The sequence below is a fragment of the Streptomyces sp. SID486 genome (assembly GCF_009865385.1).
Taxonomy (GTDB): Bacteria; Actinomycetota; Actinomycetes; order Streptomycetales; family Streptomycetaceae; genus Streptomyces.
In genome coordinates, this window is record NZ_WWJT01000195.1 from 1 (window position 1) to 15,777 (window position 15,777).

Below are 15,777 nucleotides of genomic sequence, written 5' to 3' on the forward strand. Positions count from 1 at the left end.
CGGAACGGCTGGAGCGGGCGGAACGGCTGGAGCGGGCGGAACGGCTGGAGCGGGCGGAACGGCTGGAGCGGCCGGAACGGCTGGAGCGGCCGGAACGGCTGGAGTGGCTGGAGCGGCCGGAGCGCTCGGACGCGGTCAGAACACGGACAGGCCGGTGAGCGTGGTGAACCGGTCCAGGGCCGCGACGCCGGCCACCGAGTTGCCGCGTTCGTCCAGACCCGGGCTCCACACGCACAGCGTGCACCGCCCGGGTACGACCGCGATGATCCCGCCGCCGACCCCGCTCTTGCCGGGCAGGCCCACGCGGTAGGCGAAGTCACCGGCCGCGTCGTAGGTGCCGCAGGTCAGCATGACCGCGTTGACCTGCTTGGCCTGGCTCCGGCTGAGCAGCCGGCTGCCGTCGGCGCGGATGCCGTGCCGGGCGAGGAAGCCGGTGGCCAGGGCGAGGTCGGCGCAGGACGCGGCGATGGAGCACTGCCGGAAGTACTGGTCGAGCAGGACCGGTACGTCGTTGTCGATGTTGTCGTAGGACGCCATGAAATGGGCGAGGGCGGCGTTGCGGTCGCCGTGGGCGGTCTCGGAGGCGGCGACCTCCTGGTCGAAACCGAGGCCGGGATTGCCGCTCTCGGTGCGCAGGAAGGTCAGCAGCTCACCGGCGGCGTCCCCGGTACGGGTCTGCAGCCGGTCGGTGACGACGAGGGCGCCCGCGTTGATGAAAGGATTCCGCGGGATGCCGTTCTCGTACTCCAGCTGCACCAGCGAGTTGAACGGGTTGCCGGAGGGCTCTCGGCCCACGTGCTCCCACAGTTCGTCGCCCTCGCGGGCCAGGTCCAGGGCGAGCGTGTAGACCTTGGTGATCGACTGCGTGGAGAACGGCTGCTGCCAGTCCCCCACCCCGTACACGGTGCCGTCCAGCTCGGCGACGGCCATGCCGAAGCTGCGCGGATCGCAGGCCGCGAGGGCCGGGATGTAGTCGGCGGGCCGGCCCCGCCCGGGGGTGCGGCTGACCTCCTCGGCAATGCGCTCCAGGACCGGCAGGAAGCTGTGCGCCGACGTCGTCGTCATGATCGCCATTGTGCCTCCCGGCCGGTCCCCAGGCGTAATCGTGGGGGCTTCGCCGCAGGTCAGGCAGCCGGGGCGGCGCTGCCTGCGACGACCTCGGGACGGAGCAGGTCGGCCAGCCGTCCGGCCGGCAGCAGCCCCTTCTCCAGCACCAGTTCGGCCACACCGCGGCCGGTGGCGAGGGCCTCCTTGGCGATGTCGGTCGCGGCCGTGTAGCCGATGTGCGGATTGAGCGCGGTGACCAGGCCGATGGAGTTCTCCACGGTGGCGCGCAGCCGCTCGGTGTCGGCGGTGATGCCGGACACACAGCGCTCGGCCAGCGTGCGGCAGGCGCTCTGCAGATGCGTGATCGACTCCGACAGGGAGTGGAGGATGATCGGTTCGAAGGCGTTGAGCTGGAGCTGTCCGGCCTCCGCGGCCATGGTGATGGCGACGTCGTTGCCGATCACCTCGAAGGCGACCTGGTTGACCACCTCGGGGATGACCGGGTTGACCTTGCCCGGCATGATCGACGAACCGGCCTGCACCGGCGGCAGGTTGATCTCGCCGAGTCCCGCGCGGGGGCCGGAGGACAGCAGGCGCAGGTCGTTGCAGCTCTTGGAGAGCTTGACCGCGATCCGCTTGAGGACGCCGGACATCTGGACGAAGGCTCCGCAGTCCTGGGTGGCCTCGACCAGGTTGGCGGCCGTGACCAGGGGCAGCCCGGTGAGGGCCGACAGGTGCTTGCGCGCGGCCTCGGCGTAGCCGGCGGGGGCGTTGAGACCGGTGCCGATCGCGGTGGCGCCGAGGTTGATCTCGTGGATCAGCTCCACGGCCTCGGCGAGCCGGCTGCGGTCCTCCTCGATCATGACGGCGAAGGCGGAGAACTCCTGGCCGAGGGTCATCGGCACCGCGTCCTGCAACTGGGTACGGCCCATCTTGAGCACGTCACGGAACTCGAACGCCTTGCGGGCGAAGGCGTCCTGCAGTACGGCCATCGCCCTGAGCAGTCCGTGCACCGCGAAGACCGTGGCCACCTTGACGGCGGTCGGGTAGACGTCGTTGGTCGACTGGCCGAGGTTGACGTCCTCGTTGGGGTGCAGGTGCGCGTACTGCCCCTTGGCGTGGCCGAGCAGTTCCAGCGCGCGGTTCGCCACGACCTCGTTGGCGTTCATGTTCGTGGACGTGCCGGCACCGCCCTGGACGACGTCCACGACGAACTGGTCGTGCAGCTTGCCGGCCCGGATCTCGCGGCAGGCGGCGGTGATCGCGGCGGCCTTCACCGGATCCAGCAGACCGAGTTCCTCGTTGGCGAGGGCGGCGGCCTCCTTCACGGCGGCCAGGGCCTCGATCAGGTGCGGGTGGGCGGAGATCGGGATGCCGGTGATGGGGAAGTTCTCTCGCGCGCGCAGGGTGTGGATGCCCCAGTACGCGTCGGCGGGTACGTCGCGGTCGCCGAGCAGGTCGTGCTCGCTGCGGGTGGCGGCGGTCATGAGGTTCGGGCCTCTTTCCGAGGTGCGGGGGGACAGCCCCCTTGGAGGGGGACTACGCGCAGGCGGTGAGCGACTCGGGGTCCAGGGCGCGCACCGGCCGTACGCATCCCACCGGCCGCCCGCCTCCGAGCAGCGGCTCCCCGGCGAACCCGGTCAGCAGCGCGGGATCCACTCCCGCGCGCGCGAGGGCGGCCGCCGCGACCGGTATGCGGGCGCGGTTCGCCCCGTCGGCTATCTTCACGGCGACGGCGCTGCCGTCGGGCAGCGCGGCGACCTGCACGCCCTCGAAGCCGTCCTTGGCGAGCAGCCCGGGCACGGCCCGCATCAGCGCGGCGACGTCCCGGCCGGATCCGGAGGCCATCTCGGCGTGCTCGCGCATCGCGTCGGCGACCCGTGCCTCGGGAGTGCCGGGGGCGGCGGTGGTGATCCGGGCGAGGGCACGGGCGAGGCCGTGCAGGGAGACGGAGAACAGCGGGGCGCCGCAGCCGTCCACGGTGACCCGGGCGATGCGCTGGCCGGTCAGTTCCTCGACGGTCGCGGCGACGGCCCGCTGGAGCGGGTGTGCGGGGTCCAGGTAGTCGTCCAGGGTCCAGCCGTTGAGCCGGGCGGTCCACAGCATGGCGGCGTGCTTGCCGGAGCAGTTCTGGGCGAGGCGGGAGGGCTGCCGGTCCGCGCGGACCCAGCCGTCGCGGACGACCGGGTCGTACGGCATGTCGGGCACGTTGCGCAGGTCGTCCTCGGCGAGGCCGGCGAGTTCGAGGATGCGCCGGGTGCCGGCGAGGTGGCGCTCCTCGCCCGAGTGGCTCGCGGCCGCCAGCGACAGCAGCTCGCCGTCGAGCGGCAGCCCGGCCCGCAGCATGGCCACGGCCTGGAGGGGCTTGAGGGCCGAGCGCGGGTAGAAGGCGGCCTCGATGTCGCCGAGCTGGAGCCGGACCTTGCCGTCGGCGCCGAGGACGACGACGGAGCCGTGGTGGACGCCCTCGATCACGCCGCCGCGGACGAGGTGGGCGACGGGGGCGTGGAGGGGTTCGCGGACGACGGGGGCGTCGGCGGGGGAAACGTGGGACATCACTGCCTGCATCAGGGGGTCGGGGGCGGCCGGAACGCGGGTGACGCGTCGGGCGCCGGCGGGTGTGCTGTCCGTGCCGGCACGGACACCGGTGGGTGTACCGGTGCCGGTCACGGGGCTCGGACGCCGGCGGATGTGCCGGCGCCGGTCACGGGGGCGGGAACGCCGGTGGGCGTACCGGAGGCGCTCGCGAGGGCGGGAACGCCGGTGGGCGCGCCGGAGGCGGCGGCGCGGGTGAGCTCGCTCACGGCGCCGGTCCGCCCCGCGTCGGCTCGTCCGTCCGCTGGGGACGGACGATGTCGGTGAGGGTCGTCTCGACGCGGTCCAGATGGTGGCTCATGGCCTCCACCGCGTCCTGCTCACAGCCGTCGGCCAGCGCCTCGACGATCGCCCGGTGCTCGCGGTTGGACTGCTCACGGCGTCCGCCCAGCTCGTTGAGGAAGGCGGACTGACGCGCCAGCGCGTCGCGGATCTCCTCGATGACCCGGCGGAAGACGGGGTTCTGGGCGGCTTCCGCCACGGCGAGGTGGAAGAGGGTGTCCATCGCGACCCAGGCGGTGGTGTCCGTCTCCCGTTCCATGCGGTCGAGCAGGTGGGCCAGGTGGTCCAGGTTCTCCGGGGTGCGGCGCAGGGCCGCGTAGCCGGCGACCGGGATCTCGATGTGGCGGCGCACCTCCAGCAGGTCGCTGGCCGCGTAGTCGCCGAAGGTGGGGTCCTCGACGGCGCTCGCGACGACGAAGGTGCCCTTCCCGGTCCGGGAGATCGTGAGCCCCATCGTCTGCAGGGCGCGCAGCGCCTCGCGCAGCACCGGCCGGGACACCTCCAGGGTGCGGCACAGCTCGGCCTCGGAGGGAAGCTTGTCGCCTATGGCGTACCGGCCGCCTTCGATGGCGCCGCGGAGGTGGTCGAGCACCGCTTCCATGGCGCTGACACGCCGGGGTACGAGACCACCTGTCTGGCTGTCTGACAGGTTCACGGGAGCGATCCTGCGGGCTGCGGGCGGGGACTGTCAAGCGGCGGGTGCCGGGACGGGGGGTGGGTCCGGGACGGGGGCGGGTCCCGGACGGTGGGACGGATCCGGGACGGTGGGACGGATCCGGGACGGTGGGGCTCGTCCGGGACGGTGGGGACGGGTCCGGGGCGGGGGCAGGTCCGCGACAGAGGGGCGGGTGCCGGGACGAGAACGGGTCCCGGCACGGGAACGGGGTGCGGACGCCCGGTCACAGGCGTCCGCACCCCGAGGCCGGCCGGCGGCGCGCCGGCTCAGCTGCTGAGCGTGCCGGTGCCGAGCAGGCCGAGCAGGAGCACGCCGACGACGATCCGGTAGATCACGAAGGCGTTGAAGGAGTGCTTGGCGACGAACTTCAGCAGCCAGGCGATCGAGGCGTAGGCGACGACGAACGACACGACCGTGCCGACGGCCAGCGGGGCGGCGCCGACGCCCGCGCCGAGGGCGTCCTTCAGCTCGTACAGGCCCGCGCCGGTGAGGGCCGGGATGCCGAGGAAGAAGGACAGCCGGGTGGCGGCGACGCGGTCCAGGTCCAGGATGAGCGCGGTGGACATGGTGGCGCCGGAACGCGAGAAGCCGGGGAAGAGCAGGGCGAGGATCTGGGAGCAGCCGACCCACATCGCGTCCTTGAAGGACGTGTCGTCCTCACCGCGCTTGTGCCGGCCCATCTGGTCGGCGGCCCACATCACGCCGGAACCGACGATCAGCGAACCGGCGACCACCCACAGCGAGGCCAGCGGGCCGTCGATCAGCGGCTTGGCCGCGAGGCCCACCACCACGATCGGAACGGTGGCGGCGATCACCCACCAGGCGAACTTGTAGTCGTGGTGGTAGCGCTCCTCCCGGTTGGCCAGACCACGGAACCACGCGGTGACGATCCGCTTGATGTCCTTGAAGAAGTACACGAGCACGGCGGCGATGGCACCGACCTGGATGACGGCGGAGAACCCGACGACGGATTTGTCGTCGACGGGGATGTCCATGAGCCCTTCGGTGATCTTGAGGTGGCCGGTGGAGGACACCGGGAGGAACTCGGTCACCCCCTCGACTACTCCGAGGACGACGGCTTGACCGACGGAGATGGCGCTCATGGGATCCAGTTCTGAGGAGGATTGGTCGACAGTGCTGAGACAGTACTCATCGTGGTGGGGCGTGCGGCAAGCGCCTATGCCCACAGGGCGCCGGCGAGGGCGGCACCGGCGAACGCCGCCGCGAGCCCCGCCGCCACACTGGCCACGACGTTCACCGCAGCGTAGAGGCCCGAGCCGGCCTCGGTCAGCCGCAGGGTCTCGTAGGAGAAGGTCGAGTACGTCGTCAGCGCACCGCACAGCCCGGTGCCCACCAGCAGCCTCAGCTGGGGCCCGGCGACCCCGGCGGAGACGGCGCCGGTGAGCAGCCCGAGGACCAGGCAGCCGACCACGTTCACCACGAACGTGCCCCACGGGAAGAGCGAGTCGTGGCGGCCCTGCACGGCGCGGTCCGTGAGGTAGCGCACGGGCGCGCCGATCACCGCCCCCGCGACGACCAGCAGCCAGTTCACAACGACTTCTCACCCTCCGGCCCCGTGTCCTCCGGGTCGATGCCCTCCGGTCCCGTGCCCTGCGGACCGGTGCCCTCCGACCGGTGGGCACGGGACCCGTACCGGACGATCTCGCACTCCTCCAGCGTCATCAGCCCCTCGCCGACGACCTCGCCGACCTGCGGCAGGAACGCCCGCACCCGCTCCTCCGCGTCCACGACGACCACCGCGACCGGCAGGTCCTCGCTCAGGGACAGCAGGCGGGAGGTGTGGATGCGGGAGGAGGCGCCGAAGCCCTCGATCCCCCGGAAGACGCTGGCGCCGGCGAGTCCGGCGGCGTGCGCGCGGTGCACGATCTCCGAGTAGAGGGGCCTGTGGTGCCAGGTGTCGTTCTCGCCGACGTGGACGGTCAGCCGCAGGGCCCGGCCGGTGTGGGACGTCATCGCTGCCTCCTGGTGAAGACCAGGCGGGCGGCGGCCGAGGCCAGCCACACCGCCGCGAGAGCCGCGCACAGCGTCGCCGCGAGGCAGACGAGCGCCGTGCCGGGGCGGCCGGCGTCCGCCAGCGCGCGGACGTCGACGGCGTAGGTGGAGAACGTGGTGAAGCCGCCGAGGACGCCGGTGCCCAGGAACGGCCGCAGGAGGCGGTGGGCGGCCCACACGTCGGTGACGAGCACCATGAGGACGCCCATGGCCGCGCAGCCGGAGACGTTGGTCCAGAAGGTCGCCCACGGGAAGCTTCCGGGGGGCGTGGGCCAGGCGAGGGTGAGGGCGTAGCGGCCCACCGCGCCGAGTGCCCCGCCGACCGCGACGACCGTGACCACGGGCGCCTGCGCGCGCCACTCGGAGTGCCGGCCGGGCGCGGGGCGGATGCCCGGCGTCCGGGTTTCCGGCGTTGTCATGGTCGTACGCCTCCTGTTCGACCGTGCCCCGGCGGGTGATCACGGCCGGGATCAGCGTACCGCCGGCTCAGCCGTCGGCGGGGAGCGCGCAGACCGCCACACCGCGCTCCCAGAGGCTGCCGAGCACGAGGTGGTCGCCGGTCACGCAGACGCTGGTGACCATGCGGAACCGGGACCGGCGGCGGGTGAGGCGGTGCACCGTACGCCCCCGGTCGTCGACGGCGACTACACCGGTGGTGCCGCTGGGTCGGTACGGAGCGTGCACGGCCGCGCGGGCGGCGGCCCGCCGGACGCCGGGCGGGGTGCGGTGCAGCAGGCCCAGCGGGGGGACGCGGGGGCTTGCCAGGGCGACCCAGATCGGGCCGTCGGGGCCCGCGCGCCAGAGGTTGTCCGGCATTCCGGGGAGGTCGGCGAAGGGTTCGGCCCGGCCGGCGCCGGGGCCGCTGAGCCCGTAGCGGGTGAGGCGGCAGGAACCGGTCTCGGCGATCACCAGGAAGGACCCGTCGGCGCTCGCGGCGAGGCCGTTCGCGAACTGCATCCCCTCCAGCAGGACTTCGGGCTCCTTTCCGTCGGGGCCGAGCCGCAGCAGTCGCCCGGTGCCGGTGTGTTCGACGATGTCGGCGATCCACCGGTCGAGGGGGTGGCGGCGGCTGGAGACGGTGGCGTACACGCTGCCGTCGGGCAGGGCGACGGCGTTGCTGCAGAAGCGGAGCGGTTCGCCCGCCACGGAGTCCGCGAGGACGCGGACGGCGCCGTCGCCGGCGGTGCTCACCCGCAGCAGGCCGCGTTCCGCGTCGCACACCAACAGGTCGCCGTCCGGCAGGAGTTCGAGACCGAGGGGACGGCCGCCGGTCTCGGCCAGCACCTCCACGCGGGCGGTGCGCGGGTCGCCGGGGTGGTGGAGGCGGAGGATGCGCCCGTCCGCCACCCCGGTCAGCACGCGTCCCTGCGGGTCGGATATGACGTCCTCGGGGCCCTTGGCGCCCAGGGAGACGTAGTGCAGCGGTACGAGTTCCGTGGCCCGGTCCATGTGCGGTCCCTTCCGTCGGTCGCCCGTCCGCGCCCGTGTCACCAGCCCTTCTCGAACAGCCTGGTCACCTCGGCGATGCGGATCTCGTCGCGACGATAGTGGACGCGGCAGCGGATCCGGCGGGTGCGCAGGACGCCGAGGCGGGTCAGGAAGTGCAGGTGTGCGAGGGCGGTCCGGCGGGACACCCCCAGCTTGGCGGCGACGGCCCGCGCGGTGACGCCGGTCTCGGCGAGGTCGCGGCGGGGCGGGGCCGGGAAGTGGACCGCCGGGTCCTTCAGCCACTCCAGGATGGCCTGCCGCATCCGGCCCGAGGGAGTTACCGTCATCCGTCCGCCTCCCGTTCCCGGCCTCCTCGTACGCACTGTCCCCACTGTGACCCGGACGACGCCGCCGCGTCCCCGACTCGGCGGCCGTTGTCCGGTACCGGTTGGCGCTCCGGCCGCGGAAGGCCGCCCGACCGCCCCGAGAGCACGGCGGGGTCCCGCTCGCGGGTCCGGCGGGCCCGTGACGGAGGGCCCGGCGGTGGCCGAACCGCGTCATGGACAGCGCTCCGCGTCACGGCCGAACCGCCTCAGGCGCAACGCCGCCCGTCACAACCGAACCGCGTCATGGGCAACGCCCCACGTCGCGACCGAACCGCCTCACGGACAGCGCCGCCGTCGCGGCCGAAACCGTCATGAGGACAACCCCCCGGTCGGGTGCCGGACGGCGTGCGACGGCGAACCGGTCAGGATCGGAGAAGCCTCCGGGGGCTTCCCGGCCCTAGCGTGAGAGGACCGACGAGGAACCCTCCCAGGACCCGCGTCGGACCACGTATCTCAAATCCCAAATCCCAAATCCCACATCTCGAATCTCGAAGGAGCGAGTCCCATGACCGCTGGGCTGCAGACGATCATCTACCCGGTGAAGGACCTGGACGCCGCCAAGGCCCTCTTCGGCGCCCTGCTGGGGGTCGAACCGTACGCGGACGAGCCCTATTACGTCGGCTACAAGGCCGCCGGCCAGGACGTCGGCCTCGACCCGAACGGGCACGCCAAGGGCATGACCGGGCCGGTGCCGTACTGGCACGTCACGGATCTGCGGCAGCGGCTCGCGGCGCTGCTGGAGGCGGGCGCGCAGCTGCTGCAGGACGCGCAGGACGTCGGCGGCGGCCGGCTGATCGCCTCCGTGCGGGACACCGACGGGAACCTCGTCGGACTGCTCCAGGATCCCGCGGCCTGAGGTCCGGGGACCGCCCTCACCCCCAACTAGTTGCACAGTCAACGATTGGCCGGTTCGGTGCTACGGTGCCGGTATGGCAGTCACAACGGCCGAAGCCCGGCTCGAAGAACGCTGGCGGGACATCCTCGCGGTGCACGCGCGCACGATGTGCGAGATCGACCGCGCACTGCACCCGCACGGGCTGGGCGCCAGCGACTTCGAGGTGCTGGACATCCTGGCGACGGAACGCCCCGAGCAGGGTGAGCAGTGCCGGGTGCAGAACCTGGTCGGCCGGGTGCATCTCAGCCAGAGCGCCCTGTCCCGGCTGATCGGGCGGCTGGAGAAGGACGGCCTCGTGGAGCGCTCGGTGTGCGCGGAGGACCGGCGCGGGGTGTGGGTCGCCCTCACCCCCAGGGGCCGCGCGCTGCACGCCGAGGTGCTGCCCCTGCAGCGCGCCGTGCTGCGGCGGATGCTGGCCGAGCCGGAGCACTAGCCGGAGCGCCGACGCGGCCCCGTCCGCCAGGACGGCCGCCGGCTCCGCCGCCTCGCTCCGGCATGTCGATCACGCTCCCCCGCAGCCGTCCGGCGTCACGGCCACCGGCTACCCCGCGGGCGGGGGCGGTGCCGGGTGCTCCTCGTCGGGCCGCCGGTCGGTCGGCCGGAACGGCGGGATGGGGTCGCCCGGGAAGTCACGGGGCCCGGTCCACAGGCCGGGTACGGCGTCGCAGCGGCGGCACAGCTCGTAGGCGATCGACTCGTAGTTGACCCGCCAGCCGCGAAAGTGCGGCCATGCCTCCTGCGCGGTGCGCCGGGAGCGGAATCCGGCCTTCTCCAGCATGCTGACGGCCGCGTCGAACTCGGCGAATCCGAGCCGGACGGGGGCCCTCGGTGAGGGGTCGGCGTCGAAGGGGAAGCGCAGGGCGCGGGCGATGTCCCGCAGGGCGGTGAATCCGGCGCGCAGCACCAGCCGCGCCTCCGGCGGGGCGAGCCCCGGGCTCAGGGCGAGCTGTATCGCGGCGGCGTCCATCACGGCGACCAGTCCGACCAGCCAGCTGCGGTGCGGGCGCGGAGAGCGGAAGGTCAGCAGAACCGGGTAGGTGGAGTGACTCTCCCCCATGTCCGCGGCGAGCCGTTCCCAGGCCCGGTACAGCTCGGGCAGCGCGGTCTCGGTGTCGACCAGCCACTGCCGGGCGAGGATCTCCGGACCCCAGGCGGGCTCGCCGGCCCGTGCCTGGAGCAGGGTGACCTCCAGCTCACGGCGGTTGTAGGCGGCGTACAGGGTGGGCAGGTAGGCGATCTGGAGGGCGATCAGGACCGGTCCGGTGGCCGCGGCCATGAAGTCGATCACCGACAGTTTCAGCCGGGCGCCGCTGGCGAAGCCGAGCGTGAACAGGCTGGAGCCGGCCTCCCGGAACGCGGTGCCCCAGGACAGCGGGGACAGCGCGTAGAGCAGCAGTCCGAAACCCAGGAGGGCGCCGCCGAGCCAGCTGGCGAGCATGCCGACCAGCATCAGCGGCGCGAGCCAGGTCTGGGCCCGGTCGATCGCCTCGTAGCCACCGCGCAGGGCGGTGACCCGCAGGGCCCTGCGCAGCAGCCACCAGAGGCGGAAGACCAGTCCGGAGTACAGACCTCGGGGGACCACGAGCGTGCGCAGGATGCTGCTCAGGACCAGCCCCAGCACGAGCACCCCGGCCGCGCCCGCGATGTATTCCATGAACTCATTCTGTCGCCCGGTGCGAGGGAATGACCGGTGTCGCGGGCCGACGGGGGTACGGCGCGGTCAGCGGGCCAGCAGCGTGCGCACCCCTTGGGAGGTGAGGGTCAGCGAGTGGTCGGAGCTGCCGTCGATGGCCAGGGAGAGATTCTCGTCGGGCCACTGCGCGGCGAGCGCGCCGAGCGGGATCAGACGGTAGCGCGAGACGAAGGGCAGCAGCTCGGCCATCTCACCCTCCGTCGTGAACACCGGGACGACCGAGTCGCCTCCGGGCTGTTCCAGGATGGGCAGGGCCACCGTCGTGGCGTCGGCGCCCTCCCCGTCCAGCGCGTCGTCCGGAACCGGAACGAGTACGTCGCTGTGGGCGAGGGTGTCCAGGGCGGCCTGGTCCTCGGCGTTCACGACCAGTGCGTCCAGGGCCTGCTGGGCAGGCGTCGGCAGGTCGTCGTGTGCGGGTGTCTCCATGGCAGATCCCCAGGTAGCGGCTGTCTTACGGGCCGCCCGGGCGGACTGGCGCCCGGGCGGGCTCCCGCCTCGCGTACCCGGTGGGGTCCGGCGCATGCGTAGGGACAGGCAGCAGGTGCGGCGGCGGCCCGGGAAGCCGGAAGGGGACGAGAAGCGGAAGGAAACGGACGGAAGCGGACGGAGACGGAAGCGCTCACCGAGGCGGAGGTCAACGCGTCGGCGGGGGGAGGGGAGCAGGCCGGTGACACCGCTCGGCGAGCGCGCCGGGCAGGTCGGTGACGGGGATCGCCGATAAGCAGGCCGGGCAAGCCCCGGTGACGGGACTCGGCAGGCGAGTGGGCAGGGCGAGCCGATGACAGGGCATGGCCGACGAGCAGGCCGGTGACACCGCTCGGCGAGCGGGCCGGGCGAGCCAGGGCATGGCCGACGAGCGGGCCGGGCAAGTCGGTGACGGCGCCGGGGGTCCGGCGTCGTACATCCTCGACCGTGGTCAGCGGTCGAACTCCTCGTGGATGGGGGTCTTCGGCTCTTCCCACAGGTGCTGGGCGACGCCGGGCCTGCCGCCGTGCGGGGCCTGCCGCATCCGCCGCGCGAATCCGTGACCGGAGTGTGCTTCCAGAGCCGTCCGGAGCGGCCCCTCCACATCCGCGCGGCCGGTGTACTGCTCGTCGGGCATCCCGCGCAGGGCGTCGACGACCCCGTCCGGGGCCCCCGCCTCCCGCGCGGCCGAGACCAGCCGGTCCTTGCCGGCCGGATAGGTCACGTCCTTCAGCGCGTCCAGCACCTCCGGGACGCTGGTGTGTGCCGTACCCATGACGCCTCCCTGCGCCCTGCGCGGGACTCCGCGCCTGTCCCAGCCCGGGTACCCCGCGCCGCGATGGAGCCATCTCGGCCTCAGAGGTTCCAGAACTCGGCAATTGGTGACATACATCACAGCCGAAGCGAGTACTACCCGGGCGGCATAGTAGATGCCCCATCCTCGACATATGGGATTTGTCCGGCTTGCCGTGGGCGTCGGCCGTCGTCCGGGTACCGCCAGGACGGCCGTTCGACTTCTCGCCGTATATGTCGTCAGCCACGCGTTCCTGACGCCCCGACGGCGTACAGCAAACATCGCGATCGCGAAGTCGGCATTTCTCGGGGCGCCTGACAAGGACCCCACAGCCCTACGAAGCGCGATAGTAGGGTCGCTTCTTTGCGCTCCTCGTGAGGCCGTCCCAAGAATGAGTGCTCCGCGATCACCGAGCGAGGTTGACGTATGGGCCAGCACCGCAAAACGAAGCACCACCGGCGGATAATCGTCACCGCCGCCGCCATCGGAGCCGTGGGCGTGCCCTCGGTCGCCCTGGCCTGTTCCGAGTGGCCCTCCGGCACGCCGGGGCAGCCGCAGGCCGCCGTGCAGAGCGCACCCGTGGCGGGGTGGCAGCACGGCACCGGGCATCACCCGAGCAACGGCGCCGAGACCGCCGTACCGACCACCGTCGTACCGACGACCGCGGTGCCCACGACCACCGCACCGGGGAGCGCCGTACCCGGGAACGCCGTGCCGGGGACGGCCGCGCCCGAGGCGACCGCACCGCAGACCGCCGCTCCGGCCGCTCCCCCTGTCACGGCTCATCCGGGCGGGAACAAGGCCAGGCACGTGAAGAAGCACGTGAAGAAGAAGGTCACGGCCCCGCGGCCCGCGCAGTCCACCGAAGCCGGCGCTCCCAGGGCGACGGCCGCCCCGGCCGCCCCCGCTCCCGCCCCCTCCACATCGTCCGCCGCACCCACCGCTGCGGGCACCCCGAAGCCCGCCGCCGCGCCGTCAGGGGTCACCGCCGAGATCCTGCGGCTGGTCAACGCCCAGCGCGGGCAGGCCGGTTGCCAGCCCCTGACCCTGAATTCGACGCTGACCAAGGCGGCGCAGGCGCACAGCGCGGACATGGCGGCCCACAAGAACATGTCGCACACCGGCTCCGACGGATCGTCCCCGGGTGACCGCATCACGCGCGCGGGCTACACCTGGAGCACCTACGGGGAGAACGTCGCCTACGGCTACTCCACGGCGCAGCAGGTCATGGACGGCTGGATGTCCAGCCCGGGCCACCGGGCCAACATCCTCAACTGCGGGTTCAAGGAGATCGGTGTCGGTCTCGCGCAGCCCGGCAGCTACTGGACGCAGGACTTCGGCACGGCCAGGTGACCACCCTCTCCGGCCGGCGGTCCGCCCGGCGGCCGGAGTGGTCCGCCGGCCCGGGAGTCCGCCCGCCGGACGGGGGGCCGGCCGCCAGACGGTGAGTCCGGCCGTCAGACGGGGAGTTCGGCCGTCAGACGGGGAGTTCGGCCGCCGGCCGGGCACGACGAGCGGCCTCGCGGTCAGAACTTGGCGCCGAAGTCCTGGGTCCACCAGGGGCCGCCGGAGCCGTTGTGGACGCCCACGCCGATGTTCTTGAACGAGCAGTTGAGGATGTTGGTGCGGTGGCCGGGGCTGTTCATCCACGAGTCCATCACCGACTCCGGGGTCTGCTGGCCCCGTGCGATGTTCTCGCCGTACGTGGACCAGCGGTAACCGGTCGCGGTGATGCGCTCGCCGGGGCCGTTGCCGTCGGGGTCCGTGTGGTCGAAGAAGCCGCGGGCCGCCATGTCGTCGGAGAGGCCCTGGGCGGCCTGGTCCAGTTGCGTGTCCTCGGTGACCGGACCACAACCGGCTGACGCCCGCTCCTTGTTGACCAGCGCGATCACCTGCGCCACCGTGCCCGTCGGCGCCGGCTGGGCCTGCGGGGCGCGGGAGACCGGCGGCGCGGCGCGCACGGTCCGTTCCGGCTCGGGGGCGCTGCTCTTCCGGGCGGCGCGGGGACTCTTGGCGGGGCTCGGCTTCTTCGAGTGCGAGGGTGACGCCGACGCCGACGCCGAGGGGGACGTGGACGCCGAGGGCGACGACGACGTGGCGACGGCACTGGGTACCGCGAGGTCCGCGACAGCGGCACCGGCGGCCGGCGACGCCGTCGCCTCGACGGCGTCCGATCCGGAACCGGGGCCGAGATACCACAGACCGCCGCCCGCCACGCAGGCGGCCACCACGGCGCCGCCGACGGCCCGGCGCCGGTTCCGCCGCCGTCGCCGCGCCTCGTCCCGTGCGGTCGTACGACGACGGGAGGCACGCAGCCCGGCCGGCCCGGTCGTCGCACGCGAACCGGCGCCGCTCGCGTCGGATCCGGCGGCGCCCGTGTCCGTGACCAGGGGCATCGTCGTGGTCTCTGGCAGGAGCGGGACGGCCGAGCCGGCCGTGGCCATGCCGGTCACGGTGGACCGGGTCGCCGCGAGCAGTGCCGAGGACACCCCGACCAGCGCCAGCCCGGCCAGCAGACCCTCCGCCGGGAGCAGGCCGCTCCACAGACCGCCACAGCGCACGCAGTCGCGGGCGTGCCGGGCTATCCGTTTACGCCAGAGGGCCGAGGGCAGCCCGTCCCAGGTGGCCAGCAGTCCGCGCAGTTCCCCGCAGGGGGGCTGCGCGTCCAGCGCCCGTACCACCACGCGGGCCGCCTCCAGCCGCGCCTTCATCCGCTGCACCCGTACCGCCGTGTGCTGCGGCGACACCCCGAGGGCCGTGGCGACCTCGGTCCGAATCAGCTCACCGGCACACTCCAGCCACCACAGCGACAGCACCTCCCGGTCGTCCGGTTCCAGCCAGCGCGTGGCACGCGCGGTCTCCTGGCGCTGACCCGACAACTGGAGCCGGACGATGGTCAGATCCACGAAGTCGGCGCCCGGATCGGCGACGTCGGCGGCCTCCTCGACGGCACCCGGCGCGAGCTGCCGGTCCTGCCAGTGGGCCCGCACCCGGTTCATCGCTATGGCGACGAGCCAGGAGCGGAAACTCTCCGGAGTGCGCAGGTCGCCGAGCGACCCGAGGGCCCGGAGCATGGTGTCCTGGACCACGTCGTCGACGTCGACCGAACCGTTCAGGGCCCGCCCCACGATGTTGTACACCAGCGGGAGATAAGCACTGACCAGGGCGTCCTGGGCCGCCGGGTCCCCCGCTCGGGCGGCGTTCACCAGTGCCGCCGTGTCCACCGTGTGCTGTGTCCTCATCAGAGCTTCCCTGTCGTCGACGCCGAACGATGCTGTCCGTTCCCTGTGTCTGGGAGACCGCTCGGCGCGGTGCCGATAACACTTCCTCGGAAAGTCGTTCGAGAAGGAAGCTCCCAGCAGCGGCAGCACGGCCGCAAGGAGGGAGATCACACCGGGGCGGCCGCGGGCGGCGTCCACCCGGTGAGGCTGTCCCCGGAGCGGCAACTACGCCGGGACGCGGACCGGCTGACGAACCGGACGACCGGGAGGCGGGGCCGGGGGT

At 73.0% G+C, this 15,777-nt stretch carries 17 protein-coding genes; 3 read left to right on the forward strand and 14 right to left on the reverse strand.

The features are described 5' to 3' along the window. Nucleotides 1-135: 135 nt before the first annotated feature. The 10 genes from GT045_RS09650 to GT045_RS09695 all read right to left on the reverse strand — a co-directional run bounded on the left by GT045_RS09650 (nucleotide 136) and on the right by GT045_RS09695 (nucleotide 8,388). The gene (locus GT045_RS09650) at nucleotides 136-1,074 is read right to left on the reverse strand and encodes a glutaminase (protein ID WP_161289590.1); all 939 of its coding nucleotides are present in this window, start codon (nucleotides 1,072-1,074) and stop codon (nucleotides 136-138) included. A 50-nt stretch (nucleotides 1,075-1,124) separates the two neighbouring features. Then, complete coding sequence (gene aspA / locus GT045_RS09655) at nucleotides 1,125-2,534, reverse strand: aspartate ammonia-lyase (protein ID WP_161333909.1); 1,410 nt, start codon at nucleotides 2,532-2,534, stop codon at nucleotides 1,125-1,127. Nucleotides 2,535-2,586: 52 nt separating this feature from the next. Next, nucleotides 2,587-3,603, reverse strand: a complete 1,017-nt coding sequence (locus GT045_RS09660) for an asparaginase (RefSeq protein WP_202527657.1) — start codon at nucleotides 3,601-3,603, stop codon at nucleotides 2,587-2,589. A gap of 244 nt (nucleotides 3,604-3,847) precedes the next feature. After that, a complete protein-coding gene (locus GT045_RS09665) occupies nucleotides 3,848-4,525 on the reverse strand; it encodes a FadR/GntR family transcriptional regulator (RefSeq protein WP_161333917.1) in 678 nt (225 codons plus the stop codon). Between the two features lie 341 nt (nucleotides 4,526-4,866). Beyond that, complete coding sequence (locus tag GT045_RS09670; RefSeq protein ID WP_161287010.1) at nucleotides 4,867-5,703, reverse strand: undecaprenyl-diphosphate phosphatase; 837 nt, start codon at nucleotides 5,701-5,703, stop codon at nucleotides 4,867-4,869. A 74-nt stretch (nucleotides 5,704-5,777) separates the two neighbouring features. Beyond that, nucleotides 5,778-6,152, reverse strand: a complete 375-nt coding sequence (gene crcB / locus GT045_RS09675; RefSeq protein WP_161333911.1) for a fluoride efflux transporter CrcB — start codon at nucleotides 6,150-6,152, stop codon at nucleotides 5,778-5,780. Continuing rightward, a complete protein-coding gene (locus GT045_RS09680) occupies nucleotides 6,149-6,574 on the reverse strand; it encodes a DUF190 domain-containing protein (protein ID WP_161333912.1) in 426 nt (141 codons plus the stop codon). The genes crcB (GT045_RS09675) and GT045_RS09680 overlap by 4 nt, the downstream gene beginning before the upstream one ends. Next, complete coding sequence (crcB, locus tag GT045_RS09685; RefSeq protein WP_161333913.1) at nucleotides 6,571-7,032, reverse strand: fluoride efflux transporter CrcB; 462 nt, start codon at nucleotides 7,030-7,032, stop codon at nucleotides 6,571-6,573. Before crcB (GT045_RS09685) ends, GT045_RS09680 begins: the two co-directional genes overlap by 4 nt. Before the next feature lie 67 nt (nucleotides 7,033-7,099). Then, the gene (locus GT045_RS09690) at nucleotides 7,100-8,062 is read right to left on the reverse strand and encodes an SMP-30/gluconolactonase/LRE family protein (protein ID WP_161333914.1); all 963 of its coding nucleotides are present in this window, start codon (nucleotides 8,060-8,062) and stop codon (nucleotides 7,100-7,102) included. A gap of 38 nt (nucleotides 8,063-8,100) precedes the next feature. Beyond that, nucleotides 8,101-8,388 (reverse strand): helix-turn-helix domain-containing protein, encoded by a 288-nt coding sequence (locus tag GT045_RS09695; protein ID WP_161287015.1) that lies wholly within the window; start codon nucleotides 8,386-8,388, stop codon nucleotides 8,101-8,103. A gap of 544 nt (nucleotides 8,389-8,932) precedes the next feature. Here GT045_RS09695 and GT045_RS09700 point away from each other — a divergent pair. Beyond that, on the forward strand, nucleotides 8,933-9,283 hold the full coding sequence (locus GT045_RS09700; RefSeq protein ID WP_161287016.1) for a VOC family protein: 351 nt from the start codon (nucleotides 8,933-8,935) through the stop codon (nucleotides 9,281-9,283). Between the two features lie 73 nt (nucleotides 9,284-9,356). After that, nucleotides 9,357-9,755, forward strand: a complete 399-nt coding sequence (locus GT045_RS09705; RefSeq protein ID WP_161287017.1) for a MarR family transcriptional regulator — start codon at nucleotides 9,357-9,359, stop codon at nucleotides 9,753-9,755. A 108-nt stretch (nucleotides 9,756-9,863) separates the two neighbouring features. Here GT045_RS09705 and GT045_RS09710 read toward each other — a convergent pair whose 3' ends face one another. From GT045_RS09710 to GT045_RS09720, 3 genes are all read right to left on the reverse strand, one after another. Beyond that, on the reverse strand, nucleotides 9,864-10,976 hold the full coding sequence (locus GT045_RS09710) for a hypothetical protein (RefSeq protein WP_202514916.1): 1,113 nt from the start codon (nucleotides 10,974-10,976) through the stop codon (nucleotides 9,864-9,866). A gap of 66 nt (nucleotides 10,977-11,042) precedes the next feature. Continuing rightward, entirely contained in the window at nucleotides 11,043-11,441 is a 399-nt protein-coding gene (locus GT045_RS09715) for an SseB family protein (RefSeq protein ID WP_161287018.1), read from the reverse strand. 490 nt (nucleotides 11,442-11,931) lie between these two features. Then, complete coding sequence (locus GT045_RS09720; protein WP_161287019.1) at nucleotides 11,932-12,255, reverse strand: DUF2795 domain-containing protein; 324 nt, start codon at nucleotides 12,253-12,255, stop codon at nucleotides 11,932-11,934. Between the two features lie 444 nt (nucleotides 12,256-12,699). Between GT045_RS09720 and GT045_RS09725 the strand changes: the two genes are divergently transcribed. Beyond that, entirely contained in the window at nucleotides 12,700-13,626 is a 927-nt protein-coding gene (locus tag GT045_RS09725; RefSeq protein WP_161333915.1) for a CAP domain-containing protein, read from the forward strand. A 173-nt stretch (nucleotides 13,627-13,799) separates the two neighbouring features. Here GT045_RS09725 and GT045_RS09730 read toward each other — a convergent pair whose 3' ends face one another. Then, nucleotides 13,800-15,515, reverse strand: a complete 1,716-nt coding sequence (locus tag GT045_RS09730) for a sigma-70 family RNA polymerase sigma factor (protein WP_161333916.1) — start codon at nucleotides 15,513-15,515, stop codon at nucleotides 13,800-13,802. Nucleotides 15,516-15,777: the final 262 nt, after the last annotated feature.